This is a genomic window from Krasilnikovia sp. MM14-A1259, from assembly GCF_047159535.1.
Taxonomy (GTDB): domain Bacteria; phylum Actinomycetota; class Actinomycetes; order Mycobacteriales; family Micromonosporaceae; genus Actinoplanes.
On record NZ_BAAGAJ010000002.1, the window covers coordinates 7,210,476 to 7,236,306 of the forward strand.

The following is a 25,831-nucleotide window of genomic DNA, read 5'->3' on the forward strand; positions in this document are numbered from 1 at the left end:
GGCCCGTGAACCGGGCTCTGGGCCTCATTGTGCAGGCCCGCGCAACGGTACGGTCACACCCGCCGGACGGCCTCCTCGACCAGGTCGAGAACCCGGCTGAGCTCACCCGGGGGACGCCCGGTCGCGAGGTGCAGCACCATCCCGTCGTACGCCAGCTCCAGGAACTGGGTGAGCACCTCGACCGGCACGTCGTCGCGCAGCACCCCGGCGTCGCGCTGGCGCTGCAGGCGCTCGCGGGTGGCGGTCGCGATCGCGTTGGACCGCTCGGCCCAGCGCTTGGCGAACGCGGGGTCGGTGCGCAGCCGGCGGGACACCTCCAGCTGGGTGCCGAGCCATCCGGCGGTGTCGCCGTCGCCGGCCGAGGCGCCCGCCCGGCCGAGCAGGTCGCGCATCACCTGGACGAGGCCGTTGCGGGTGACCGTCTCGACCATCGTGGCGGCGTCGTCCTCGGCGACCGCGAGGAACAGGGAGTCCTTGTCCCGGAAGTGGTGGAAGATGGCGCCCCGGGACAGGCCGGTGGCGTCTTCCAGGCGGCGCACCGTGGCCCCTTCGTAGCCGTAGCGCGCGAAGCAGCCGCGGGCCGCGGCGAGGATCTCGTGGCGGCGGGCGTCGAGCTGGTCCTGGCTAACCCTGGGCACGTCATTGATCGTGTCATGAGCGCTCGGTGCCTTGCAATCCGTACGTACGGCTTGCCACACCGCGGCCGGGTCCGGACGGACCGGGTGTGCGCCCTGGTCGGATGAGGCGGATTCAGCCGGGCTGGTTAGGGCATGTTGACAGTTGCGGGCTGTTCGTCCCGCAACCACTCACGTAAAGTGCCCGCGTGCCTCTCGTCTTCCTCGCCTTGGACGACACCCTGCTCGATCGCAGTGGTGCGTTCCGGCTCTGGGCGAAGGGTTTCCTCGACGAGATCGCCGCTCCCCAGGACGACCTCGAGTGGCTGATCTCGATGGATGCCGATGGGCTCACCTCGCGGTGGGACCTCGCCGACCTGATCCGCGACCGCTACCACCTGCGTACCCCCTCGATCGACCTGCTGGAGGAGCTGCACGAGGGCCCGCTCACCCATGAACGGCTGGACCCACTGGTCGCGTGCGCCCTGCAGATCGCGGGCGATGCCGGATTCGTCCCGGTCGTGGTGACCAACGGCCCGCACGAACTGCAGGAGAGCCGGATCCGCAGCACCGGCCTGGACCGGTATGTCGCCGATTGGGTGATCTCCGGGCAGGAAGGCGTCAGCAAGCCGAACCCGCGGATCTTCGCGCTGGCCGCCCAGCGGGTCCGGATGCGCCTCGGCGGCGCCTGGGTGGTCGGTGACAGCCCCGAGGCCGACATCGGCGGGGCCGCCGCCATGGGCCTGCCCAGCGTGTGGCTGCATCGCGGCCGGGACTGGGTGGATCAGCGGTTCGCGCCCACCCGGGTCGTCGGCAACGTCATCCAGGGCCTGTCGGCCATCATGGCCACCGCCCGCTGATTGGGAACCGCCGGCTGAATGGGAACCGCCCGCTGAGGGGAACCGTCCGCTGACGGAAATTCGATTGCGCACCCCGGCCGCGCCGGGCAGAGTCCTGCGCGTACCCGCGCCGGCCGGTTGATTCCGGTCCGGGCGACCCCGACCGGTGCAGCCGGTCCGAGAGAGAAGGGGGTGGCGACCATGGCCGTCTTTGCCCTGCGCCTGATCCCGCCATTTGTTCTTCCTTCTCTCGAGGAGACCCTGCAGTGCGTGAGCACGACTTCTCCGGCCGGGCCACGATGCGCCGCGGCCGTCGCACCTTCGACGACGACCAACCCGAATTCCTGAAGCGGGGCCGGCTGGAACCGGCCCTGACCGAGGACCCCGACCTGCCCGACACCGGTGACCGCTGGTCCACCTGGGACGGGGCCCTGCACGGCCCGCAGCCGCAACCCGAATGGGTACGCACCGAGCACGGCGCCGTGGACACCGAGCTGGGCATGCTGAAAACCGGCAAGGAAGCGGACGTCTTCCTGGTCCGCCGGGCCGTCCCCGAGTCCGGGCAGGTCAGCATGCTGGCCGCCAAGCGGTACCGGGACGCCGATCACCGGCTGTTCCACCGCGACGCCGGCTACCTGGAAGGGCGGCGGGTGCGCCGTTCCCGGGAGATGCGGGCGATGACCACGCGTACCGCGTTCGGGCGCGACCTCATCGCGGGCCAGTGGGCGGCTGCCGAGTTCGCCGCACTGTCGCGGCTGTGGCAGCTCGGGCACGCCAGCGGGGCGATCTGCGTGCCGTACCCGGTGCAGCTCGCCGGCACCGAGCTGATGCTCGAGTTCATCGGCGACTGGGAGACCGGGCAGGCCGCGCCCCGGCTCGCCCAGGTACGCCCCGACGCCGACGAGCTGCGCGACCTGTGGGATCAGCTGGTGGACGCGTTGTCCGTGCTGGCCCGGTGCGGGCTCGCCCACGGCGACCTGTCGCCGTACAACCTGCTGGTGCACCGCGGGCGGCTGGTGCTGATCGACCTGCCGCAGGTGGTCGACGTGGTCGCCAACCCGCAGGGGCCGCAGTTCCTGGCCCGCGACGTGCACAACGTGGCGACCTGGTTCGCCGCGCGCGGGTTGCCCGCCGAGGTGCTCGACGAGGAGGAACTTACGGCGCGGCTGCTGACCGAGGCGGGTCTGCGGTGAGTCGGCATACGGGGGCGACGCCACCACGGACCGCCCGTCCCGGGCCGCGGCCACCGGCACCCCGGTGGCCGCGGCAGGGCGGCGTCACTGCAGGTAACCCTCGACCTCACTGACGGCGCGGGCCTGCTCGGCGTCCGGATCGTTGCCCTGGTCACGGGCGGCGCGCCGGCGCCGCAGCAGGTCCCAGCACTGGTCGAGGGCCTCTTCCAGCTCCTGCAGGCGGGCGCGCTCCTCGTCGCCGCTGATCTCGCCGCGGCCCAGCTGCCCGCGCAGCGTGTGCTCCTCGGCGACCAGGCCGTGGATCTGGTTGAGGACAGATTTGTCATCCATGTCCAAGAGCGTAGGCACACCGGCCCGAAGACGGTGATGCCCCGCCGTCGCGGGACGGCGGGGCATCGGTGCTTCGTCAGATCAGTGCGCGAGCATCTTGCGCAGCACGTACTGCAGGATGCCGCCGTGGCGGTAGTAGTCCGCCTCGCCGGGGGTGTCGATGCGCACCACCGCGTCGAACTGCACGCCGGTGTCGGTGCTGACCTTCACCGTCCGCGGGGTGGAGCCGGAGTTCAGCTCCTCGACGCCGGTGAACGTGAACGTCTCCGTGCCGGTCAGCCCCAGCGACGCGGCGTTCTGGCCCTGCGGGAACTGCAGCGGCAGCACGCCCATGCCGATGAGGTTGGAGCGGTGGATCCGCTCGTACGACTCGGCGATGACCGCGCGGACACCGAGCAGCATCGTGCCCTTGGCCGCCCAGTCGCGCGAGGACCCGGAGCCGTACTCCTTGCCGGCCAGGATCACCAGCGGGACGCCCGCCGCCTGGTACGCGACCGAGGCGTCGTAGATGGTGGTCTGCTCACCGGTCAGGTGGTTGACCGTGAAGCCGCCCTGCACGCCCGGCACGAGCTCGTTGCGCAGCCGGATGTTGGCGAACGTGCCGCGGATCATCACCTCGTGGTTGCCGCGCCGCGACCCGTACGAGTTGAACTCGTGGCGGGGCACCCCGTGCTCGGCCAGGTACTTGCCGGCGGGGGAGTCGGGCTTGATCGTGCTGGCCGGGGAGATGTGGTCCGTGGTGACGGAGTCGCCCAGCTTGGCCAGCACCCGGGCACCGGCGATGTCGGCGACCGGCTGCGGCTGCGCGGCCATGCCCTCGAAGTACGGGGGCTTGCGCACGTACGTCGACTCGGCGTCCCAGGAGAACGTGTCGCCGGTCGGGGTGGGCAGCGACTGCCACTGCTCGTCACCGGCGAACACATCCTGGTACGCGTCGGAGAACGCGGTGGCACCGATCGCGGAGCCGATGACGTCCTCGATCTCCTTGGCGCTGGGCCAGACGTCGGCGAGGAACACCGGGCGGCCGTCCGAGCCGGTGCCCAGCGGCTCGTTGGCCAGGTCGATGTCCATCGTGCCGGCCAGCGCGTACGCGACCACCAGCGGCGGGGACGCCAGGTAGTTCATCTTGATGTCCGGGTTGATCCGGCCCTCGAAGTTGCGGTTGCCGGACAGCACGCTGACCACGGTGAGGTCGTTGGCGTTGACGGCCGCGGAGACCTCCTCGGGCAGCGGGCCGGAGTTGCCGATGCAGGTGGTACAGCCGTACCCGACGAGGTTGAAGCCCAGCTTGTCCAGGTACGGGGTGAGCCCGGCCCGGTCGTAGTAGTCCATGACGACCTTGGAACCCGGGGCGAGGGTGGTCTTGACCCACGGCTTGCGGGACAGGCCGCGCTCGACCGCGTTGCGGGCGAGCAGCGCCGCGCCGACCATGACCTGCGGGTTCGAGGTGTTGGTGCAGGACGTGATGGCGGCGATGGTGACCGCGCCGTGGTCCAGCTCGTACTCGGTGCCGTCGGCGCCGGTGACCCGGACCGGGCTGCTGGGCCGCCCGTCCGCTCCGCGCGCGGCGCTGACCAGCTCGTGCGGCCGGTCGGCGGGGTCGTCGCCGGTGTTGGCGGGCGGGTCGCTGGCCGGGAACGACTCGGCGCTGGCCTCGTCGGCGGTGCCCTCGACGCCGGTGGTGTCCACGTAGTCCACCAGGGCGGCGCGGAACATCGACTTGGCGCTGTTCAGCGGCACCCGGTCCTGCGGGCGCTTCGGGCCGGCCAGGGACGGCTCGATCGTGGACAGGTCCAGTTCGAGCTTCTCGGAGTAGTCCGGCTCGGCGGCCGGGTCGTGCCACAGGCCCTGCCGCTTGGCGTACGCCTCGACCAGCGCGACCTGGGCCTCGCTGCGGCCGGTGAGCTTGAGGTACTTGATGGTCTCGCCGTCGATCGGGAAGATCGCGGCGGTGGAGCCGTACTCCGGCGACATGTTGCCGATGGTGGCGCGGTTGGCCAGCGGCACCGCGGAGACGCCGGGGCCGTAGAACTCGACGAACTTGCCGACGACGCCGTGCTTGCGCAGCATCTCGGTGATCACGAGGACGAGGTCGGTGGCGGTGGTGCCGGCGGGCATGTCGCCGGAGAGCTTGAAGCCGACGACCCGCGGGATCAGCATACTGACCGGCTGGCCCAGCATGGCGGCCTCGGCCTCGATGCCGCCGACGCCCCAGCCGAGCACGCCGAGGCCGTTGACCATCGTGGTGTGCGAGTCGGTGCCGACGACCGTGTCCGGGTAGGCGACGCCGTTGCGCTCCATGATCGTACGGGCCAGGTACTCGATGTTGACCTGGTGCACGATGCCGGTGCCCGGCGGGACGACCTTGAACTCGTTGAACGCGGTCTGGCCCCAGCGCAGGAACTGGTAGCGCTCGCGGTTGCGCTGGTACTCCAGCTCCACGTTGCGGGCGAACGCGTCCTCGCGGCCGAACAGCTCGGCGATGACCGAGTGGTCGATGACCATCTCGGCGGGCGCGAGCGGGTTGACCTTGGTGGCGTCGCCGCCGAGCGCCTTGACGGCCTCGCGCATCGTGGCGAGGTCGACGACGCAGGGCACGCCGGTGAAGTCCTGCATCAGCACCCGGGCCGGGGTGAACTGGATCTCCACGCTGGGATCCGCGGTGGGGTCCCAGCCGCCCAGCGCCCGGATGTGGTCGGCGGTGATGTTGGCGCCGTCCTCGGTCCGCAGCAGGTTCTCCAGCAGGATCTTCAAGGAGTACGGGAGCCGCGCGTGGCCCTCCACCTTGTCGATCGCGTACATCTCGTAGCTCGCGTCTGCGACGCGCAGCTGGCTCTTCGCACCGAAGGTGTCGAGGCTGGCCACGTCATCTCCTTCACACCCAGCGTGAGTTTTCCTCAGCAGTCTGTCGCACGGCTGAGGGCCGTCGCTCGGTTAGGCACACCTAACCAGCGGTTTCAGGCTCGCTGTAAACCGTACGTCCGTCTTGCTATTGGGTGCAACCCCGGGTCAGGAATCGACCCGGACCGCGAGCTCGTTGGCCTCCGAGTACTCCGGTTGCAGCCGCGCGCCGCCCACCTCGGCGGCCGGCAGCACGTACGCGGTCCGCTTGTCGACCACGTCGTCGAGGAACCGGCCCAGCCGCACCGACGGCGCATCGGGGTCGTGCTGCAGCCACAGCTGCCACGTCCCCGGCGGCAAGGCCGGCACGGACACCCGGAACCGGTCCGGCGTCAGCGCCTGGCCGGCCGCCTCGTGCACCCGGTCACCGTCGCGCGCCTGCAGCACGGGCGCCTGCATCGTGGCCCCGATCAGCCGGCCCTCGACGTGCAGACCGGTCTCGTCGGCGAACACCGCACCGACCTCGGCGTGCACCGCGCGGCGCCAGCTGCGCACCGCGAACGTCCCCGCCCCCGTGCGGTACGGCACGAGCACCGCGACACCGTCTCCCGGCAGCTGCGGCTCGGTCAGCGTGCGGGTGTCGCGCAGCCCCGCATGCACCGGCTGCCCGTCGCCCAGACGCAGCTCCCAGGCCCCTTCCGGCAGGTCCTCGCGCCCGACGGTGTGACCCTGCTGCGGCTGCTGCCCGGTGCCGTCGACGCGACGCCAGCACAGCGTCGCGTCCGCCGCCAGCGCACCCGCCGGAAACAGCCGCACCTCGCCGTCCGCCGTCACGGTGCAGTCGACGGCCGGCTGCGACAGCAGCGGCGCCGGACCCAGGACGGGCATCGGTGGCCCTGGCGCCGCGAGCGCGCGCAGCCCGAACCAGCGACGGGTCGGCTTGCGCGCGGCGAGCCGCTCGAACAGCTGCTCGTACTGGGCGGCGATCGGATCCGGGTCGTAGCGCGCGGAGTTCGTCAGCGCCGCCGCGGCCATCGTCCGGCGCCGCTCGGCGTCGCCCACGACCCGCAGCAGCGCCTCACCCATGGCGTCGGCGTCCCCGACCGGGGTGAGCAGCCCGTCCTCGCCGTCGGCCAGGATCTCCCGGGGCCCGTGCGGGGCGTCCGTGCTCACCACCGGCAGCCCGCACCGCATCGCCTCCACCAGCGTCATCCCGAACGGCTCCCGGTCCGACGGGACCGCCGCGATGCTGCCGCGCGCCCACTCCGAGTCGATCGGGGCGAAGCTGCCCGGCATCAGCACGTGGTTGTGCAGGCCCAGCTCCAGCACCAGGCTGCGCAGGGCCGCGTTCTCCGTCCCGCCGCCGTAGATCCGCAACTGCCAGTCCGGGTGGTCCGCGACGACCTTCGCGAACGCCCTGATCAGCACGTCGTAGCGCTTGCTGGCGACCAGCCGGCCCGCGGCCACCACGATCCGGGAGGTGCCGTCCGAGGGCGGCAGCGCGGGCTGCGGCACGCTGTTCGGGATGAACAACAGCTCCGTACGGCGCAACCGGCCCAGGTGCGCCCGGTAATCCTCCGCGTCGCGCGCGCTGACCGTGACGAACGCGTCCAGCCGCCTGATGTGCCGGGGCAGTTCCTCGCGCATCGCCTTGCGCTGCTGGCGCCGGGTCAGGTGCTCCTGGCCGATCCGGATCATCCGGCGCGGCGCGAACTGCGCCACGTACGCGATCAGCCCGGCCCGGGTCGCGATCACCACGTCGGCGTCACTGGACTGCAGGAAGCGCCGGTACCGCTGCTCGACGAACAGGTCATAGTCCGCGGAACGGAAGTCCGCCTTCGGGTACACCAGCGGGGGCTGACCCCGCAGCGGCTCGTCCGGCAAGTAGTCGGCGTGCTGCGGGCGCGCCTCCACCAGCGAGGTCAGCCGGATCGCCGGGTCCATCGGAAGCTGCGGCACGTCCCGGCTGCGCTGCGTGCTCAGCACCTCGACGTCGTGCCCGCGCGCCGCGAGCGCGCCGGCCAGGTTGAACGTCGTCCGGATCGTGCCGCCGATGCCGAAACCGTTGCTGATCAGAAACAGGATCTTCATGCCTGCTGGGTGCCTTCCGGTTCGCCGACGACACACGCTAGCGCCCGGAGGCCAGCCCCGTAACGCCGCACCGCGCACGGGGATCGCGGTGATACATTGCGCGGTCGGGTCACGGGCGCCGCCGCGAGGGCGGACGGCAGCAGAAGGTCGGAGGTCAGCGTGCGGCTGAAGGTGGCGCTGGGCGGTGTCGCACTGGTCGCAGCGCTCGGGGCGTGCACGTCGTCACCACCCGCGCACCCCACGTTCGCGGGCGGGTCGGGTGCGCCGTCGGCGTCCGCGCCGGCCTGGCACGAGCCGGCCGCGTACGGATTCGTGGCCGAGCGGCGCTGCACGCAGGGCCCGTCGCTGGGCCGCTACCGCGTCACGGTGCAGGACGGGCACGTGGTGCGCACCGAGCGGATCGACGGCAAGACCGCCGCCGGCGAGGAGGAGATCGAGGTCCCCACGCTCGGGGAACTGCTCACGCTGGCGCAGACCGTCGCCGACGACGGCGGTGCCGTCACCACCGCGTTCGACCCGGGCGACGGCCACCCCACCGCGGTGAGCTTCAGCGTCTCGGGGCGGCTGGACGCCGACGGGTCGTGCTTCGTCATCACGGAGTACGCGCCGGCGTCCTGATCCCCCCGGGGTTGCTACTCGGGCAGCCGGGGACCTGCCGCCCGCTGATCGGCCAGCCACGACTCCACGTCGTCAGCCGTACGCGGCAGACCCGCGGACAGGTTCCGGCAGCCGTCCGCGGTGACCACCACGTCGTCCTCGATCCGGACACCGATGCCGCGCAGCTCCTCGGGCACCAGGTCGTCCTCGGGCTGGAAGTACAGGCCCGGCTCGACGGTCAGCACGTACCCCTCGCCCAGCTGGCCGTCCCGGTACGCCTGCTTGCGCGCCGCGTTGCAGTCGTGCACATCGATGCCGAGCATGTGCCCGAATCCGTGCAGCGTCCACCGGCGGTACACCGACGACTGCTCCGACATCGCCTCGTCCACGCTCACCGGCAGCAGGCCCATGTCGTGCAGGCCCTCGGCGAGCACCCGCATGCACACCAGCTGCACGTCGTGGAACTTGACGCCCGGCCGGATGAAGTCCATCCCGGCCTGCTGCGAGGCCAGCACGATGTCGTACACCTGGCGCTGCAGCGGGGTGAACGTGCCCGACACCGGCACCGTGCGGGTCACGTCCGCGGTGTAGAGGTTGTGGCCCTCCACCCCCATGTCCATGAGCAGCAGCTCGCCCGGGCGGGTGACGCCGTCGTTGCGGATCCAGTGCAGGATCGTGGCGTGCGCGCCCGCGCCCACGATGGAGCTGTAGCCGACGTCGTTGCCCTCGAACCGGGCCCGCAGCCCGAACACGCCCTCCAGCAGCCGCTCCTTGACCGCCCGGTCGGCCGGCAGCACCCGGGCCACGTCCTCGAAGCCGCGGACCGTGGCGTCGACGGCCTGCTGCAGCTGGCCGATCTCCCACTCGTCCTTGACCAGTTTGAGCTCGCTGATGACGTGGGCCAGCTCGCGGTCGCGGGGCGTGTCGGCGGCCGGCTCGTACGCCAGGATCGCCCGGTCCACATTGGGGTCGAGGCCGCGCAGCACCCGGGTCCGGGCCGGGGCGCAGTCGGCCAGCGCCCGGCCGAGCTCACCGTACGACGCCGTCTCGATGCCCAGCGCGGTCGACTTCTCCGTGAGGGTGGGGCGGCGCCCGACCCACAGCTCGCCGTCGCGGCTGCGGAAGAACTCGTCGTTGTCCCGCGACGACCGCTGCCGCGAGTACAGCACCGCGTCGTGGCCCGAACCGCTCGGGCGCAGCACCAGCACCCCGTCCGGGCCGTGGTCGCCGGTGAGGTAGAAGAAGTCGCTGCCCGGCCGGAACGGGTAGTCCGTGTCGTTCGCCCGGACCTTCTCCACGCCCGTGGGGATCACCAGGGTCTCGCCCGGGAACGCCTCGGACAGCGCGTTGCGCCGCTTGGCGTAGTTCGGTACCTCGGGCAGCGGGGACGCGGTGCGGGCGTCGTCGCGCCAACCGCCACGCATGAACTGCAGGAACGCCTCAGGGAAATCCGGATCGTGGGACTCCGTCTTCACCTCGGTGCCGCCGTCGCTCTGCTCGGCCATGCCTCATCCTCCCGTCGTCCGGTAGCCGACGTTACCGCCTCCCGGCCGACCGGTGGCGGGTGGCCATGGCAGTGGCCCCGAACCGTCGCCCCGAACCGTATAGAAATGATGTTTGCGGGGAAAGAGCTTCACCACCGGAGAAAACGGTGCGGGGGCCGGTGTCCGGCGCAGGAAGGAACGACATGGGCTACGCGGTGGTGCTCGGCGAGGCGCTCGTCGACCTGCTGGAGACCGAACGCGACGGCGAGCTCATCTACCGCCAGGCCATCGGCGGCGCCCCGCTGAACGTCGCGGTCGGCGCCACCCGCCTCGGCGGCGACGTCGAGTTCGCGGGCACGCTGGGCACGGATGCGCCGGGCGAGCGCATCGCCGCCCTTCTGCGTACGGCCGGGGTCGGCGCCCGCGGCGTGCGGCGGGTGCCGGTGCCCACGACGCTGGCCGTGACCACGTTCGAGGGCGCCGAACCGAGCTTCACGTTCTACGGCGAGCCCCCGTCGTACGCGCTGTTGCGCCCGGACGACCTCGACGCGGCCCTGATCGCCGGCGCCTCCGTGCTGTACGCCGGCTCCATCGCCCTGCTGCGCGAGCCATTCCGGGCCGCCGCCCGCGCCGCCTGGGCGATCCCCGGCCCGGTACGGGTCTTCGACCCCAACGTGCGTCCCACCCTGCTGCCTGGCCCTGCCGCCGTGGCCTCGCTACGTGACCTGGTCGAGGAGTTCTTCGCCACCGCCGACCTGGTGAAACTCAGCGCCGCCGACGCCGCGGTGCTGTACGCCGGAGCCCCACCCGAGCAGGCCGCCGCGCAGATCCTGCGGCGGGGCGCCGGGGTGGTCGTGGTGACCGCGGGGGCACAGGGCGCCTACCTGGCGACACCCGGCGCCGCGACCATGCTGCCCGCGCCGCGGGTGTCCGCCCGCGACGCCACCGGGGCCGGCGACTCGGTGATGGGCGCGCTGGTGCAGCGGCTGCTCGCCGAGGGCCCGCCCGCCGGCCCGGCGGACTGGCAGCGCCACGTACGTTTCGCCCTGGCCGTGGCCGCGCTCGTGTGCGAACGCCCCGGCGGCGCGGTGGCGATGCCCACCGCTGCGGAGGTCACCGGCCGCTGGGGCCCCCTGCCCTGAGGGCCGGCCGGCGGTCAGGAGCCCAGCGCCGTGGCGCCGCTCAGGAGCCCAGCGCCTTGGCGATGAACCGCTGCCGGTCCAGCACGACCCGCTCCACCCGGCCCTCCGCGACGAGTTCCTCGCCGTCCCGCACCACGACGTCGAACACCAGCTTGCGGCCGTCCACCTTCGCCAGCGTGGCCAGCGCGGTCACCCGACGGCCGACCGGTGTGGGGGCGCGATGTTCGAGCTCGGTGCGCGTCCCGACCGTGGTCACCCCGCCGGGAATCTGGCGGGCGGTCGCCGCGACCGTGGCGGCCTCGGCGAGCGCGAGCACACGCGGCGTGCCCAGCACGGGCACGTCGCCGGAGCCGAGGGCCTGGGCGGTGTCGGCATCGGTGACGGTCAACTCCACCCGCGCGGTGAGACCGGGGGCGAACTCCGGAAGCTCCATCGGCTCAGCTTAAGGCGCGGTGGCCTGCCGCCCGCGCTCCGCGAGCTGCGCGGCGAGTGCCCACGCCTCGCCCAGGTCACGGTCCCGGGCCGCCGCGCCGCGCCCGCCCGCGGTGTCCGCGTGTACCGTCGCCAGCCGCAGCAGCCGCTGCAGCGGCCCCTGCACCACCCGGACGCTCTGCAGCCGCGCGTACGGCACGAGCTGCAGCTCGCGGGTCAGCCACCCGGACCGCGTGACGAAGCCCCCGGGCGCCAGCCCGGCACCGAAGTACCGCAGCGCGAACGGGTGCAGCCACCGGGCCCGGGCGGGCGGCGGCATCGTCGGCAGGGCGAACAGGTCGGCGCCGGGCAGCACCTCCCACACCAGCGCCCGGGCGGTGACCGCGTCACCCACCGGCAGCAGCCGGTCGGAACGGTTCTCGTCGTTGTCCTGCGGGCCCGCGTACCCGGCAACGTCGAGACGCAGATGCAGCCAGCCCTTCGCCCGCCACAGCAGCGGCCAGGTGGCGGTGACGGACTGCACCCGGTGCAACGGGACGACCTGGCTGCGCGTCTCCACCCGGCCGTGGCGTACCGCGAGGCGGCCGCCGGTGTCGCGGGCCAGGCGGAAGTCCCAGTCCCGCAGGATCCGCCGCGCGGGCTGCAGCAGCACACCGATGACCGCGGTGAGCGTGCTGGCGATGCCGACGAACGTGAACGTGCCGTCCATCGCGAACTGCAGAGCGACGCCCCCGATGCCGACCGGCAGCAGCAGCGCCTGCGGGGTGAGCAGCTGACTCACGATCAGATCGCCGTTGGCGACCGCCGCCAGGCGCCGCTCGGCGGGCGCGGCCGGGTCGCCCAGGGCCGGGTCGCCCAGGGCCGGGTCGCCCAGGGCCGGGTCGCTCAGGGCCGGGTCGCCCAGGGCCGCGTTGCTCAGGGCCGCCGTCACGGCGGGGGCGCGGCCCGCCAGGGCGAGCAGCCGGGCCCGCAGCGTGGTCGCGTCCCGGACCGTCAGGTACGCCAGCGGCGCCTCGGTCTTGCCCCCGCCCACCACTTCCAGCCGCAGTTCGGCGAGGCCGGTGAGCTGGGCGAGCAAAGGCCGGCGCAGTTCCACGGCCTGCAGCCGCTCCAGCGGGATGGCCCGGTTGCGCCGCCACAGCAGGCCGTCGGCGATGCGCAGCTCCCGCCCCACCACGTGGTAGCCGGTGTTGAGCCAGCCGACGACCGAGATGACGATCGCGCCCAGCGCCAGCACGGCCACCACGATCGCGAAGCGTTCCAGACCGACCTGGGACAGTGTCTGCCAACTGAGCGCGGCCACGATGACCGCGAGCGACTTGGCGCCGTGCAGCAGCGGGCTGAGCGGGTGCAGCCGACGACGCGGCTCCACCACCGCGGGCGGCTGGGCGTGGGTCGGTTCCGCGGGGGGTGGTTCCGCATGCGGCGGCTCGCCGACGTGCGGCTCCCCGTGGGGCGGCTCGGGGCGGGGCGCCTCCGCGTGGGGCGGCTCGGGGCGCGGCGCCTCCGCGTGGGGCGGCTCGGGGCGGGGCGCGTTCACGTGGGGCGGCTCCGCGTGGGGCGAGTCCGGGCGCGGTGCCTCGACGTGGGGCGGCTCCGGGCGGGGTGGCCCGGCCGGCAGGGACGCGTCGGTGGTCACAGGCCCTCGGCCCGATCCTCACCGAGCGCGGTGAGCCGGTCACGCAACCGGGCGGCCTCCTGCGCCGGCAAGCCGGGCACCCGGGCGTCGCTGGCCGCCGCCGCGGTGTGCAACTGCACCGTGGCCAGGCCGAATGCGCGCTCCAACGGTCCGGCGGTGACATCCACGTACTGCATGCGCGAGTACGGCACGACCGACAGCCGGCGGATCAGCAGCCCGTGCCGGACCAGCAGGTCGTTGTCGCGTTCGGCGTACCCCCACGCCCGGACGGCCCGTACGGTCGTGACCGCGCGCCACACCGCGACCACCACGACGACGGCCATGGCGGCCAGCCACCACGGGTGGGTGGCGAACAGCCAGCCGACGAGCAGCCCGGCCAGCACCACGACCGTCAGCAGGCCGCGGGCGATCAGCTCCACTGTGATCAGCCGAGGCGACACCCGGCGCCACGCGACCGTGTCGGGCCACGGCTGCAGCGGGTCGACCGGCCCGGCCGGTCCGGCGCCGAGCGGGGCGGGTGAGGAAGTGACAGGCGAAGGTTCGGCCACGCTTCGAGCCTAGGAGATGGGTGCACCGGGCGGCGACGGCGCGATCTCGGCCGCCGGGTACGGCAGCACCTCGCGCAGGAAGCCGCGGGCGTCGAGGAACGCTCCCAGCGATTCCCGGTGCTCGGCGCACGCCAGCCACGTCTTGCGTCGCTGCGGCTCGTGCAGCTTGGGGTTGTTCCACCGCAGCTGCCACAGCGCCGCCGCCCGGCAACCCTTGGCGGAACATTGGGGGGTCAGGTCCTCGACCACGCCGGCAACACTACGCGGGCCTCGCCGTCGGCGGGCACCTGCGGGGCGGTGGGAGAGTTGAGCGCCGGGCGACCACGGGGGAAGTCGCCCGGCGACGCGCTGAATGCTACACGCTCCCATGGCCCCGGCGTCCAGCCCCGCGGGGTGCCCGTTCCGGCGGATCGCGCATAAAGATCGGATCGCGGTGGCCGTTGTCCGGCGTCCGGCGGGCGAATGCCGCTCTGCCGGACCGTTCTCAGCAAGGTCGTGTAAGTCTTGAGCGTCGGCACCCGCGCCGACGTGATGAACCGAACCCGCTGTGGAGGACCGGTGGCCCAGCCGACCACGCCCGATACCGAGACCAGCACCGACGCCGGGGCCCCCGTACCGCCCGCGCACGACGCCACGCAGCTCGAACGGGCGATGTTCGAGGTCAAGCGGGTCATCGTGGGCCAGGACCGGATGGTCGAGCGGATGTTCGTCGCCCTGCTGGCCCGCGGCCACTGCCTGCTCGAAGGTGTTCCCGGGGTCGCCAAGACCCTCGCGGTGGAGACGCTGGCCAAGGTCGTCGGCGGCACGTTCTCCCGGGTGCAGTTCACCCCCGACCTGGTCCCGGCGGACATCATCGGCACCCGGATCTACCGGCAGTCCAGCGAGAAGTTCGACGTCGAACTCGGGCCGGTCTTCGTCAACTTCCTGCTCGCCGACGAGATCAACCGGGCGCCCGCCAAAGTGCAGTCCGCGCTGCTGGAGGTCATGGCCGAGCACCAGGTCTCCATCGGCGGGCAGACGCACGAGGTGCCCGACCCGTTCCTGGTCATGGCGACGCAGAACCCGATCGAGCAGGAGGGGGTGTACCCGCTGCCCGAGGCGCAGCGCGACCGCTTCCTGATGAAGATTCTCGTCGGCTATCCGACCGACGCGGAGGAGCGCGAGATCGTCTACCGGATGGGGGTGCGCGCGCCCGAGCCGAACGCGGTGTTCACCCCGGAGGACCTGCTGGGCCTGCAGCGCCGCGCCGACCAGGTGTTCGTGCACAACGCGCTGGTGGACTACGCGGTCCGGCTGGTGCTGGCCACCCGGGCGCCCGCCCAGCACGGCATGCCGGACGTCGCGCAGCTCATCCAGTACGGCGCGAGCCCCCGCGCCTCGCTCGGCATCGTCCGCGCCACCCGGGCCCTGGCCCTGCTGCGGGGCCGCGACTACGCCCTGCCCCAGGACCTGCAGGACATCGCCCCCGACATCCTGCGGCACCGGCTCGTGCTCAGCTACGACGCGCTCGCCGACGACATCCCGGCCGACCACATCGTCGCCCGCATCATGCAGAGCGTGCCCGTGCCGTCGGTCGCCTCCCGCCAGGGTTCCGCGCCCAACGGCCAGCCCGGCCCCGCGAGCGGCCCGCCCGCCGGCGGGTACGACGCACCACCGCACCAGCATCAGCAGGTCGGCTGGCCGGGGCAGCCGTGACCCAGGCCGGCACCGCACCCCCTGCCGCGGACGACGGGACCACCCGCGCCGAGGCCGTCCTGTCCCGGCTGCAACTGCTGGTCACCCGCAAATTGGACGGCCTGCTGCAGGGCGACTACGCGGGCCTGCTGCCCGGCCCCGGCAGCGAGGCGGGGGAGTCACGGGAGTACCGCCCCGGCGACGACGTACGGCGGATGGACTGGCCGGTGACCGCCCGTACGACCACCCCGCACGTGCGGCGCACGGTCGCCGACCGGGAACTGGAGACCTGGCTGGCGGTGGACCTGTCGGCCAGCCTCGACTTCGGCACCGCGCGCTGGCTCAAACGCGACCTGGTGATCGCCGCTGCCGCCGCGATGGCCCACCTCACCGTCCGCGGCGGCAACCGGATCGGCGCGGTCGTCGGCACCGGCTCCGGCGCCCCGGACCCGGTCGCGTCCCGCGGGTGGCGCCGGCGCCGCGACACCCCGCCGGTGACCACGCCGCCGCAGCCGTCGATGGTGCGGCTGCCCGCCCGGCCGGGGCGCAAGGAGGCGCAGGGACTGCTGCGGGCGATCGCCCGTACGCAGATCCGGCCCGGCCGGACCGACCTGGGCGCCCTGGTCGACATGCTGAACCGGCCGCCGCGCCGCCGCGGGGTGGCCGTGGTGATCTCCGACTTCCTCGCCCCGGTCGAGGGGTGGGCCCGCCCGGTCCGCAAGCTCGGGGTCCGCCACGACGTGCTCGCCATCGAGGTCGTCGACCCGCGCGAGCTGGAACTGCCGGACGTCGGCGTGCTCACCCTGGCCGACCCGGAGACGGGCGCGCTGCACGAGGTGCAGACCGCCGACCCGGGGCTGCGCCGCCGGTACGCCGAGGCGGCCGGTGAGCAGCGCGCCGTCATCGCCCGGGCCCTGCGCGCCGCCGGCGCCGCCCACCTGCGCCTGCGCACCGACACGGACTGGCTGCTGGACATGGTCCGCTTCGTGGCCGCCCAACGACACGCACGCACCAGGGGGACCACCCGATGATCCGTTTCCTGGCTCCGTGGTGGCTGCTCGCCTGGCTGCCGGTCCTGGTGGTCGCCGGCGTGTACGTGTGGCGCCAGTTCCGCCAGCGCTCGTACGCGATGCGCTTCACCAACGTCGACCTGCTGCGCACGCTCGCCCCCAAGGGCCTGGGGTGGCGCCGCCACGCGGCGGCGGGCGCGTTCCTGCTCAGCATGGTCGCGTTGGCCTCGGCGATGGCGCGCCCGTCGGTCGACCGCCAGGAGCCGCTGGAACGGGCCACGGTCATGCTGGCGATCGACGTGTCGCTGTCCATGGAGGCCGACGACGTGGCCCCGACCCGGATCCAGGCGGCGCAGGAGGCGGCCAAGGCGTTCGTCGACGAGCTGCCACCCACGTACAACCTGGGGCTGGTGTCGTTCGCGAAGTCGGCCAACGTGCTGGTGCCGCCGAGCAAGGACCGGTCCGCGGTGCTCGCGGGCATCGACGGGCTGACGCTGGCCGAGGCCACCGCGACCGGCGAGGCCGTCTTCACTTCGCTGGACGCGATCCGCTCCGTGCCCGCCGACGGGGCGGCCGGCGCCCCACCGGCCCGCATTGTGCTGCTCTCCGACGGATACCGGACCTCCGGGCGTTCCATCGAGGACGCGGCCGCCGCGGCGTCGGCCGCGAACGTCCCGGTCTCCACGATCGCTTTCGGTACGGACACCGGCGTCGTCGACATCCGCGGCCAGCTGCAGCGCGTACCGGTGGACCGGTTGTCGTTGCAACAGCTCGCCGAGACGACCAAGGGCTACTTCTACGAAGCCGCCTCGGTCGGCGAGCTGAAGCAGGTGTACGAGGACATGGGCAGCTCGATCGGTCACCGGATCGAGCCGCGGGAGATCACCCAGTGGTATGCGGGAGCGGCCCTGCTGTTCGGGCTGGTCGCCGCGGGGCTGAGTCTGCTGTGGACCTCCCGCCTGCCCTGAGCGGGTCAGGGTGTGCTGTGCACCAGCACGAACAGGACGACCACCCAGGCGGCGGCGATGGTGAAGCCGAGAGGCGCGACGAAACGGTTCATCTGCGGGAACCTCCGGAAGTGAAGACCGGCGGGGAACTGCGCACGCGTCACGTCGCGGCCGGCGCTGCTCCCCGGCGGCCGCGGCGCGCACGACCGGACCCGCAGCCGATCATGCGGCGCTGCGGGTGGGGGAGGGCGGAAGGGTGTCAGCGCTCAGGCGGGCTGACGACCGGCCCGGCCACGACTAGGAGGATCGCCATCTCGCACAGCGATCACCTCCGTCGGGTCGAGGGCCACGGGAACGTGGCGGTCTGCGGGCCGTCGAAGAGCGTACCTCCGAAGCGCGACATAAGGAAAACCGGCGCGTCCCCGGCGTGGCGGGGGCCACCCGCTAGTCTCCAGGTGATCCCCGCAGCAGAAGGAGTTCGTGTGCCACGCACCGTGTTGGTCACCGGAGGCAACCGCGGCATCGGCCTGGCCATCGCGCAGGAGTTCGCCAAGCAGGGCGACCGGGTCGCGGTCACCCACCGCGGCAGCGGCGCCCCCGACGGACTGTTCGGCGTCCAGTGCGACATCACCGACAGCGCCGCGGTCGACGCGGCGTTCACCACGGTCGAGGCGGAGTTGGGCCCGGTCGAGGTGCTGGTCGCCAACGCCGGCATCACCGACGACACGCTGCTGCTGCGCATGTCGGAGGACCAGTTCACCCGGGTGCTCGACACCAACTTGACCGGCGCGTTCCGGTGCGCCAAGCGGGCCAGCGCCAAGATGCTGCGCGCCAAGTGGGGCCGGATCATCTTCATCTCCTCGGTCGTCGGCCTGTACGGCGGCCCCGGCCAGGTCAACTACGCCGCGAGCAAGGCCGGGCTGGTCGGCATGGCCCGCTCCATCACTCGCGAGCTGGGCAGCCGCAACATCACCGCGAACGTGGTCGCCCCCGGCTTCATCGAGACGGACATGACCGACGCCTTGCCCGAAGCCCGCAAGGCGGAGATCATCAACGCCGTCCCGGCCGGGCGGCTCGCCCAGGCCGGCGAGGTCGCCGCCGCGGTGACCTGGCTGGCCGGCGACTCCTCGGCGTACATCTCGGGCGCCGTGATCCCGGTCGACGGCGGCCTCGGCATGGGCCACTGACGACCGTTCCACCCACTTCAGGAGAGACCCGTGTCTGGACTGCTCGCCGGCAAGCGCCTGCTCGTCACCGGCATCATCACCGACGCCTCCATCGCGTTCTCGGTGGCGAAACTGGCTCAGGAGAACGGCGCCACGGTCGTGCTGACCGGGTTCGGCCGCCTGTCGCTGGTCGAGCGGATCGCCAAGCGGCTGCCCGAGCCGGCGCCCGTCATCGAGCTGGACGTCACCAACGCCGAGCACCTGGCCGGGCTGGCGGACAAGGTGCGCGAGCACGTCGACGGGCTGGACGGGGTCGTGCACTCCATCGGGTTCGCGCCGCAGACCTGCCTCGGCGGGGGCTTCCTGGACGCGCCGTGGGAGGACGTGGCGACCGCGGTGCAGGTCTCCACGTACTCGTACAAATCCTTGGCGACCGCGTGCCTGCCGCTGATGGGCCGCGGCGGCAGCGTCGTCGGCCTCACGTTCGACGCCACCAAGGCGTGGCCGGTCTACGACTGGATGGGCGTGGCCAAGGCCGGGCTGGAGTCCGCCTCCCGCTACCTGGCCCTGCACCTCGGGGACAAGGGCATCCGCAGCAACCTGGTGTCGGCCGGGCCGCTGCGCACCATGGCCGCCAAGTCGATCCCCGGCTTCGAGCAGTTCGAGGAGGCCTGGGCGGACCGGGCGCCGCTGGGCTGGGACCTGCAGGACCAGGAGCCCGCCGCCCGCGCGGTGTGCGCGCTGCTGTCCGACTGGTTCCCGGCCACCACGGGCGAGGTCGTGCACGTCGACGGCGGCTACCACGCCCTGGGGGCCTGAGGCCGACCTCACGTGGGCGGCCCGGCCGGGCTCGGGAAGGATGGACGCCGTGGGGTACGACGCTTTCCTGCTGATGTCCTTCGGCGGACCGGAACACCGTGACGACGTCATGCCGTTCCTGCGCAACGTGACGCGCGGGCGCGGCGTGCCCGAGCAACGCCTGGCCGAGGTGGCCGAGCACTACTACCACTTCGGCGGGGTGTCGCCGATCAACCAGCAGTGCCGGGACCTGTTGGCCGCGATCGACGCCGACTTCGCCGCGCACGGCGTCGGGCTGCCGGCGTACTGGGGCAACCGCAACTGGCAGCCGATGCTGGCCGACACGGTGGCGCGGATGCGCGACGACGGTGTCACCTCCGCACTCGGCTTCGCCACCAGCGCGTACGGCGGGTACTCGTCGTGCCGGCAGTACTGGGAGGACATCGCCGCGGCCCGCGCGCACGTCGGCCCCGGCGCGCCCCGGATCGCCAAGCTGCGCCACTTCCACGACCACCCCGGCTTCGTGGCGCCGCACGCCGACGCGGTCCGTGCCGCCCTGGCCGGACTGGACCCGGCCCGGCGGGCGAGCACCCGTCTGGTGTTCACCGCGCACTCCATCCCGGTGACGATGGCGGCCACGGCCGGGCCGGACGGCAACCGGTACACCGCCCAGTTGCACGAAACCGCCGCGCTGGTGCACGCCGCGGCCGCCCCGGACCTGTCGTGGGACCTGGTCTGGCAGAGCCGTTCCGGCCCGCCGCAGGTGCCGTGGCTGGAACCGGACGTCAACGACCACCTGCGGGAACTGGCCGACAAGGGCATCACCGACGTCGTGGTCAGCCCGATCGGCTTCGTGTCCGACCACCTCGAAGTGGTGTGGGACCTGGACAACGAGGCCGCCGCGACGGCCCGGGAGCTGGGCCTCGGGTACGCCCGCGCGGCCACCCCCGGCACGGATCCCCGGTTCGTGGCGATGGTCCGGGAGTTGGTACTGGAGCGGACCGCCCAGGTCACCCCCGCCCGGCTCGGTACGCTGCCGGTGTGGGACGTGTGCCCGGAGAACTGCTGCCCGCCTCCACCGCGACGAGGAGCGTCATGAGCGAGCGCAAGGCCATCGAGAGCTGGCTCACCGACATGGACGGTGTCCTCGTGCACGAGGGGGTGCCCGTCCCCGGGGCCCCCGAGTTCGTCGCGCGGATGCAGCAGTCCGGCAAGCCGTTCCTCATCCTGACGAACAACTCCATCTACACGCCGCGCGACCTGCAGGCCCGGCTCAGCCGCATGGGCATCGAGGTGCCGGAGCAGTCGATCTGGACCTCCGCGCTGGCCACCGCCCAGTTCCTGGCCGACCAGCGCCCGGACGGCACCGCGTACGTGATCGGCGAGGCCGGCCTGACCACGGCGCTGCACGCGGTCGGCTACGTGCTGACCGACTACGCCCCCGACTACGTGGTGCTGGGTGAGACCCGGACGTACAGCTTCGAGGCCATCACGAAGGCGATCCGGCTGATCAACGGCGGGGCCCGGTTCATCTGCACCAACCCCGACGCCACCGGCCCGTCGAACGAGGGTGACCTGCCCGCGGCCGGATCGGTCGCCGCGATGATCTCCAAGGCCACCGGGGTCGAGCCGTACTTCGTGGGCAAGCCGAACCCGATGATGATGCGCTCGGCGCTGAACACCATCGAGGCGCATTCCGAGACCACCGCGATGATCGGTGACCGGATGGACACCGACGTGCTGTGCGGGCTGGAGGCGGGCCTGCAGACGATCCTCGTCCTGACCGGGATCAGTACGCGCGCCGAGACCGAGCGGTACCCGTACCGGCCGTCGCGGATCGTCGACAGCGTCGCGGACCTCATCGGCGAAGTCTGACCGGCCGAGTCGCCGCGCGTCGGCCCGGGCGGGCTCTGTGACCGACGATGCCGGGTGAGGCGGCTGTGGCCGATGTGATGCCGGTTCGGGCGTGCGGCCCTGACCGACCGACCGAGGCAGCCTGACAAAAGGTGGATTGTCCGGATAAGAAGAATTGATCAGACTTTTCCCGCGGCCGATCGACGGCCGCGAGCGAGGCAACGAACCGCCGGGCGAGTCTGGTCGCCGAGTGCCCGGCGGGGAGCCACTGGCGAAACCGACGTTCCCCTGGGACACCCTGAGGGATCCGTAGATGCACACCAACCCGCTCACCATCGGCCCGTCCGCGCTGGCCAGCCTTCTCGGCAAGAGCATCAACCCGGTCTACAGCCCGGCCGCGCAGTCCTCGATCGCCGGGCGCAAGGTGCTCGTCACCGGCGCTGGCGGTTCCATCGGCAGCGAGATCGTCCGGCAGGTGCACCGCCTCGACCCGGAGGTCGTCTACCTGCTGGACCACGACGAGGGTGCCCTGCACGCCCTGCAGGTCGAACTCCGCGGGCACGGCCTGCTCAACGACGACCGCATCGTGCTCGCCGACATCCGCGACGGCCACGTCCTCGACCGGCTGATGGCCCGCATCCGCCCGGACATCGTGTTCCACGCCGCCGCCCACAAGCACCTGCCGCTGCTCGAGCGGTACCCCGCCGAGGGCATCAAGACCAATGTGCTCGGTACGGCCAACGTGGTGGCCGCCGCCGCCCGTGCCGGCACCGCGACCATGGTGAACATCTCCACGGACAAGGCCGCCGCACCGACCAGTGTGCTGGGTGCCACGAAGCGGTTGGCCGAGCGGGTCACCGCTGCCTGGGCCGGCGGCGACATGCGGGTCGCGTCGGTCCGCTTCGGCAACGTCCTGGGCAGCCGGGGTTCGTTCCTGCCGACGCTGCACTGGCAGCTCAGCAACAACCTGCCGGTCACCATCACCGACCCGGCGGTCACCCGCTTCTTCATGTCCATCCCCGAGGCCGCCGGGCTGGTCATCGAGGCGGGCGAGATGGCGTCGGCCGGCGAGACGTACGTGTTGGACATGGGCGCGCCGGTGCGCATCGAGGACCTGGTCCGCCGGTTCGCCGCCGGGCTGGACGTCCAGCCGCGGATCACGTACACCGGGCTGCGCCCCGGCGAGAAGCTGCACGAGGAGCTGTCCGACGGCATCGAGACGCTGGTCCGGACCCGGCACTCGCGCGTGTCCGCGGTGGTGGCCGACGGGCCGGTCGACCCGGGTCTGCTGGCCGAGGTGGACCGGCTCGGTATGGCCGCCGCGGTGGACGGCGACGAGCAGTTGCAGGCCCACCTGTGGACCCTGCTGCTGCGCACCGGCGGCGACGTGCCCCTGGCGGAAGCCTCATGACACTCCCTGTGTCAACCTCAGGCAACGAGCAAATCGTTTTGTCCGGGTTGGATGAGGCGTTTTGCGTTGCCGTGCCGGGCGGGGTCGTAGGCGGTGCGGTTCTGCCAGCAGCGCCAGATGACGCGGATCCAGGCGCGGGCGAGTACGCGGACGGCGTGGGGATGGTCGTGGCCGCGGGCTCGGGCGTCGGTGTAGACCTTCGCGGCCCATGGGCTGGCGTGGCGGCTGTTGTCGGCGAAAGTGGTGACCGCGACGCGGAAGCGCTTGTTGCAGGCCCAGCGGAAGTGCACAGCTCGGTGTCGGCCGGATTCCTTGGTGACCGGGGTGGCTCCGGCCAGCGCCGCGATGGCGTCGGGGCTGTCGTAGGCTTGCCGGCAGTCGCCCCACTCGGCGAGTATCTGGGCGGCGTTGATCTGACCAGACCTTGGCAGCGACGTGAAGATCGGCGCGTCTGGGTGCTCTCCGAGTGTGGCGATGGTGCTGCGGTCGAGGTCCTTGAGTGCGCCGACCATGGCCTTCAAGATGGTGACCAGGGCGAGGACCGTGTCACGGACCGCCTCGCAGAGCGTCTCGTCCAGGGTGCCGGCGGGTGCGCCGCGCAGCCGGGCCAGGAGTTGCTCGGCGGGGCGCCGGCCGCAGTAGCCGTGCTTGACGCAGAACGCGGCCAGGCGTTTGACGCCCAGGTGCTGGGCGTGGCGGGCGGTCGGGTAACGGGTCAGGAATTCCAGGGCGATCGGCGATTCCACGTCGGCGAAGATCGCTTTGGCGCCGGGCCAGTGCGCGTCGAGCAGCGCGGACAGCTGGTTGGTGGCCGCGACGCGCATCTCGACCAGGTCACCACGGGTGCGGACCACGGTGCGCAAGGCCTTGGTCTGCGCCGAGTACGGGGTGGCCAGGTGCAGCCGGTGCCGACGCAGCCGCAGATACTCGGCGATGACTTCGGCGTCGCCGGCGTCGGACTTTGCGCCGGAGAGCACCTCGGAGTCGCGCCACGCTTTGATGGCGTTCGGTTTGACCGGCACCACCGGGTGGCCGGCTTCGAGCAGCACGTCGACCAGGCGGCCGTCCGGGCGTTCGATCCCGACTGGCATGGTCTCGGGCTCGCCGATGCGGGCCAGCCGCCGGGTCAGGCCGGCCAGGCCGTCGGCGGTGTGCTCAATGGTGAACGCGGCGATCTTCCGGCCGGCTTCGTCCTGCACGCACACGGCGTGAGTCTCGGCGGCCCAGTCGATTCCGACGAAGAAGGATGCTCCTTCGACGTTGAGAGACAACACAACTCCTACAAACGCTGGCAGCGACGTGACTCGACGAGCGGGGCTGACGGCCGGGTGGTCACTAACCGGCGCTCTACGGCGCATCTCCCTGTTGCCGGTCAGGCAGCCCCGGCAAGGCCCGGGAGTGGCGGTGTCATGAAGGCCCTCGAAGGGCGACCGCACCAAGCCATCTCCCGAACCTCGCCGAGATCGACAAGACCCTACTTCCAAGATCCTGTCGAAGGGATGGTGCCCTAGTGACCGCGAGCACCGTGAGCTGGCTGGTCCTGGCGCTGTCGCTGCTGATCATCCCGGTGACGTCCGTGCTCATCGACCGGTTGGCGTGGATCAGCGCCCGGGTGGCCCGCCGCGCTCCGGCCGCTGAGGGCGTACCGGTCGAGGACTTCGACGTGCTGGTGCCGATCTACGGCTCGGTGTCGTACCTCGAGAACGTCGACTACCTGGCGCAGTACGGCGACCGGGTGGTGCTGTGCACCACCGGCGGCGAGTCCGGGTACTTCTACGCCGCGATCGCCGGCCTGGCCCGCCGGCACGGCTTCCGGATCTTCCGGGCGGAGTCGGTCGCCGGCGGCGCCGGCGGCAACGGCCGCCGGGCCACCTCCGGCACGATCCGCGACCGCCTGGTACGCGAGGCGCTTGAGCACGCGGTGACCCGCCCGTACGTGGTGTGCGTCGACGCCGACACCACCACGGAGCGCCCGCTCGGCGAGCTGGTCGGCGCCATGGCCGCCCACGGGTACGACTTCGCGTCGGTGCCACTCGTGCCGGCGAACACCTCCGGGATGCTGGAGCGGCTCCAGGCGTACGAGTACCGCACGGCGATGAATCTGCGCCGGATCGCGCCGTGGCAGGTGTCCGGCGCGTGCCACGTCGCGCGTACCGAGGTGCACCGGGCGGTGATGCGTCGCCACTCGATGTTCTTCCAGGGCAACGACGTGGAGGCAGGGCTGCTCGCCACGGCGCTCGGCTACCGGGTCGGGCACCTGCCGTTCCCGGTGCTGACCACCGTGCCGAACACGTTGCGGAGCTGGTGGCGGCAGCGGCTGGCCTGGTCCGGGGGAGAGTTCCGGCTGTTCGCCGTCAACGCCCAGCTGCTGCTGCGGCACCCGTTCTTCTGGGTCTACGGCACGCTGCTGGTCACGCTGGGCACGCCGCTGCGCTGGCTGTCGCTGGCCGCGGCGGGCCGGGTCCTGCTGATCGTGCTGGTGCTGCACACGGCGGTCACCACGTACGCCCACTGGCGCCAGCGCACCCGGTGGCTCGCCCTGATGCCGCTCTACACGCTGGTCACCAGCCTCGTGCTCACCCCGCTGGGTGTCCTCTGGTACATCCGGATGGCGTGGGCGGACCGCAACGCCGGACTGATCCGCGCGCAGCCACGACGGCGCCGGATACCCGCCGAGCAGGGCACCTTCCGGCCCGACCCGGTGGCAGCCGTCGGTCAGAAGGCGGCGGCGATCCCGGCGAAATAGGCCTCGACGACGCGGGTGTGCAGGTCGAAGCCGAGCGGGACGGGCGCGTCGAGGATCCGCCAGCCGTGCGACTCGGTGTTCGCGACGCTGTCCGGCAGGGCTTCGGGCGAGGCGAGCGACGGGAGCAGGCCGAAGACCAGCAGCGTGCCGTCGGGGGCGCTGAGCGTGTCGAAAAGGCGTACGGTCGCCGGGTCGGCGGGCACGCCCACCTCCTCGCGCAGCTCGCGTACGGTCGCCTCCTGCCAGGTCTCCCCGCGCTCGATGAAGCCTCCCGGCAGGGCCAGCAGGTCCGCGGCCGGGGGGATGGCCCGCCGCACGACCAGCAGGCCCAGGCCGACCGGCTGGAGAGCGACCGCGACCGGCACCGGGTTCAGGTAGCTGGTCTCGCCGCAGGCGGCGCACCGGCGCGGCCACGGCTGGCCGGGGGTGAAACGGGCCCCGCAGAAGGTGCAGTGTGCGTATCGGTCCGGCATGT

25 protein-coding genes are annotated in these 25,831 nt (G+C 72.5%); 13 read left to right on the plus strand and 12 right to left on the minus strand.

Annotation, left to right across the window (positions count from 1 at the left end; all coding sequences use genetic code 11):
* Positions 1-53 precede the first annotated feature (53 nt).
* Positions 54-638: a TetR/AcrR family transcriptional regulator gene (locus tag ACMCNK_RS32785; protein WP_412740196.1), complete on the minus strand. Its 585-nt coding sequence runs from the start codon at positions 636-638 to the stop codon at positions 54-56.
* Between the two features lie 185 nt (positions 639-823).
* Between ACMCNK_RS32785 and ACMCNK_RS32790 the strand changes: the two genes are divergently transcribed.
* Positions 824-1,474, plus strand: coding sequence for an HAD family hydrolase (locus tag ACMCNK_RS32790; protein WP_412740197.1), 651 nt, complete (start codon positions 824-826; stop codon positions 1,472-1,474).
* Between the two features lie 245 nt (positions 1,475-1,719).
* Entirely contained in the window at positions 1,720-2,646 is a 927-nt protein-coding gene (locus ACMCNK_RS32795) for a serine protein kinase RIO (protein ID WP_412740198.1), read from the plus strand.
* A gap of 84 nt (positions 2,647-2,730) precedes the next feature.
* On the opposite strand, the gene ACMCNK_RS32800 is transcribed toward ACMCNK_RS32795, so the two are convergent.
* From ACMCNK_RS32800 to ACMCNK_RS32810, 3 genes are all read right to left on the minus strand, one after another.
* Entirely contained in the window at positions 2,731-2,976 is a 246-nt protein-coding gene (locus ACMCNK_RS32800) for a DUF2630 family protein (RefSeq protein WP_412740199.1), read from the minus strand.
* Between the two features lie 81 nt (positions 2,977-3,057).
* Positions 3,058-5,841, minus strand: a complete 2,784-nt coding sequence (locus ACMCNK_RS32805) for an aconitate hydratase (protein WP_412740200.1) — start codon at positions 5,839-5,841, stop codon at positions 3,058-3,060.
* A 144-nt stretch (positions 5,842-5,985) separates the two neighbouring features.
* Positions 5,986-7,908 carry a glycosyltransferase family 4 protein gene (locus ACMCNK_RS32810; protein ID WP_412740201.1) on the minus strand — a complete coding sequence of 641 codons (1,923 nt, stop codon included), beginning with the start codon at positions 7,906-7,908 and terminating at the stop codon, positions 5,986-5,988.
* A 159-nt stretch (positions 7,909-8,067) separates the two neighbouring features.
* Between ACMCNK_RS32810 and ACMCNK_RS32815 the strand changes: the two genes are divergently transcribed.
* Positions 8,068-8,526, plus strand: a complete 459-nt coding sequence (locus ACMCNK_RS32815; protein ID WP_412740202.1) for a DUF6174 domain-containing protein — start codon at positions 8,068-8,070, stop codon at positions 8,524-8,526.
* A gap of 14 nt (positions 8,527-8,540) precedes the next feature.
* On the opposite strand, the gene ACMCNK_RS32820 is transcribed toward ACMCNK_RS32815, so the two are convergent.
* Positions 8,541-10,010: an aminopeptidase P family protein gene (locus ACMCNK_RS32820; protein ID WP_412740203.1), complete on the minus strand. Its 1,470-nt coding sequence runs from the start codon at positions 10,008-10,010 to the stop codon at positions 8,541-8,543.
* 182 nt (positions 10,011-10,192) lie between these two features.
* Between ACMCNK_RS32820 and ACMCNK_RS32825 the strand changes: the two genes are divergently transcribed.
* Entirely contained in the window at positions 10,193-11,131 is a 939-nt protein-coding gene (locus tag ACMCNK_RS32825; RefSeq protein ID WP_412740204.1) for a carbohydrate kinase family protein, read from the plus strand.
* A gap of 40 nt (positions 11,132-11,171) precedes the next feature.
* On the opposite strand, the gene ACMCNK_RS32830 is transcribed toward ACMCNK_RS32825, so the two are convergent.
* The 4 genes from ACMCNK_RS32830 to ACMCNK_RS32845 all read right to left on the minus strand — a co-directional run bounded on the left by ACMCNK_RS32830 (position 11,172) and on the right by ACMCNK_RS32845 (position 13,999).
* Positions 11,172-11,564: a thioesterase family protein gene (locus ACMCNK_RS32830; protein WP_412740205.1), complete on the minus strand. Its 393-nt coding sequence runs from the start codon at positions 11,562-11,564 to the stop codon at positions 11,172-11,174.
* Positions 11,565-11,573: 9 nt separating this feature from the next.
* Positions 11,574-13,103: a PH domain-containing protein gene (locus ACMCNK_RS32835; protein WP_412741064.1), complete on the minus strand. Its 1,530-nt coding sequence runs from the start codon at positions 13,101-13,103 to the stop codon at positions 11,574-11,576.
* A gap of 95 nt (positions 13,104-13,198) precedes the next feature.
* Positions 13,199-13,750, minus strand: coding sequence for a PH domain-containing protein (locus tag ACMCNK_RS32840; RefSeq protein ID WP_412740206.1), 552 nt, complete (start codon positions 13,748-13,750; stop codon positions 13,199-13,201).
* 9 nt (positions 13,751-13,759) lie between these two features.
* Positions 13,760-13,999 (minus strand): hypothetical protein, encoded by a 240-nt coding sequence (locus ACMCNK_RS32845; protein ID WP_412740207.1) that lies wholly within the window; start codon positions 13,997-13,999, stop codon positions 13,760-13,762.
* A gap of 309 nt (positions 14,000-14,308) precedes the next feature.
* On the opposite strand from ACMCNK_RS32845, the gene ACMCNK_RS32850 reads away from it, so the two are divergent.
* Genes ACMCNK_RS32850 through ACMCNK_RS32860 form a run of 3 tightly spaced genes read left to right on the plus strand, consistent with a single transcriptional unit; the run spans position 14,309 to position 17,402 of the window.
* Positions 14,309-15,445, plus strand: coding sequence for an AAA family ATPase (locus ACMCNK_RS32850; RefSeq protein ID WP_412740208.1), 1,137 nt, complete (start codon positions 14,309-14,311; stop codon positions 15,443-15,445).
* Entirely contained in the window at positions 15,442-16,455 is a 1,014-nt protein-coding gene (locus tag ACMCNK_RS32855; protein ID WP_412740209.1) for a DUF58 domain-containing protein, read from the plus strand. Before ACMCNK_RS32850 ends, ACMCNK_RS32855 begins: the two co-directional genes overlap by 4 nt.
* On the plus strand, positions 16,452-17,402 hold the full coding sequence (locus ACMCNK_RS32860) for a VWA domain-containing protein (RefSeq protein WP_412740210.1): 951 nt from the start codon (positions 16,452-16,454) through the stop codon (positions 17,400-17,402). The genes ACMCNK_RS32855 and ACMCNK_RS32860 overlap by 4 nt, the downstream gene beginning before the upstream one ends.
* A 5-nt stretch (positions 17,403-17,407) precedes the next feature.
* Here ACMCNK_RS32860 and ACMCNK_RS32865 read toward each other — a convergent pair whose 3' ends face one another.
* On the minus strand, positions 17,408-17,545 hold the full coding sequence (locus tag ACMCNK_RS32865; RefSeq protein WP_412740211.1) for a hypothetical protein: 138 nt from the start codon (positions 17,543-17,545) through the stop codon (positions 17,408-17,410).
* 318 nt (positions 17,546-17,863) lie between these two features.
* On the opposite strand from ACMCNK_RS32865, the gene fabG reads away from it, so the two are divergent.
* From fabG to ACMCNK_RS32890, 5 genes are all read left to right on the plus strand, one after another.
* Entirely contained in the window at positions 17,864-18,568 is a 705-nt protein-coding gene (gene fabG, locus ACMCNK_RS32870; RefSeq protein WP_412740212.1) for a 3-oxoacyl-ACP reductase FabG, read from the plus strand.
* Positions 18,569-18,598: 30 nt separating this feature from the next.
* Positions 18,599-19,366, plus strand: coding sequence for an enoyl-ACP reductase FabI (gene fabI / locus ACMCNK_RS32875; RefSeq protein ID WP_412740213.1), 768 nt, complete (start codon positions 18,599-18,601; stop codon positions 19,364-19,366).
* 49 nt (positions 19,367-19,415) lie between these two features.
* Entirely contained in the window at positions 19,416-20,444 is a 1,029-nt protein-coding gene (locus ACMCNK_RS32880; RefSeq protein WP_412740214.1) for a ferrochelatase, read from the plus strand.
* Positions 20,441-21,220 (plus strand): HAD-IIA family hydrolase, encoded by a 780-nt coding sequence (locus ACMCNK_RS32885; RefSeq protein WP_412740215.1) that lies wholly within the window; start codon positions 20,441-20,443, stop codon positions 21,218-21,220. Before ACMCNK_RS32880 ends, ACMCNK_RS32885 begins: the two co-directional genes overlap by 4 nt.
* A 292-nt stretch (positions 21,221-21,512) precedes the next feature.
* Entirely contained in the window at positions 21,513-22,610 is a 1,098-nt protein-coding gene (locus ACMCNK_RS32890; RefSeq protein ID WP_412740216.1) for an SDR family NAD(P)-dependent oxidoreductase, read from the plus strand.
* A 17-nt stretch (positions 22,611-22,627) separates the two neighbouring features.
* On the opposite strand, the gene ACMCNK_RS32895 is transcribed toward ACMCNK_RS32890, so the two are convergent.
* Entirely contained in the window at positions 22,628-23,881 is a 1,254-nt protein-coding gene (locus tag ACMCNK_RS32895) for an IS110 family transposase (RefSeq protein WP_412734627.1), read from the minus strand.
* Positions 23,882-24,120: 239 nt separating this feature from the next.
* Here ACMCNK_RS32895 and ACMCNK_RS32900 point away from each other — a divergent pair, with 239 nt between their 5' ends.
* A complete protein-coding gene (locus ACMCNK_RS32900) occupies positions 24,121-25,356 on the plus strand; it encodes a glycosyltransferase family 2 protein (RefSeq protein WP_412740217.1) in 1,236 nt (411 codons plus the stop codon).
* Here ACMCNK_RS32900 and ACMCNK_RS32905 read toward each other — a convergent pair.
* On the minus strand, positions 25,326-25,829 hold the full coding sequence (locus tag ACMCNK_RS32905) for an NUDIX domain-containing protein (RefSeq protein ID WP_412740218.1): 504 nt from the start codon (positions 25,827-25,829) through the stop codon (positions 25,326-25,328). The two genes, ACMCNK_RS32900 and ACMCNK_RS32905, sit on opposite strands and share 31 nt — an antisense overlap.
* Between the last annotated feature and the right edge of the window lie 2 nt (positions 25,830-25,831).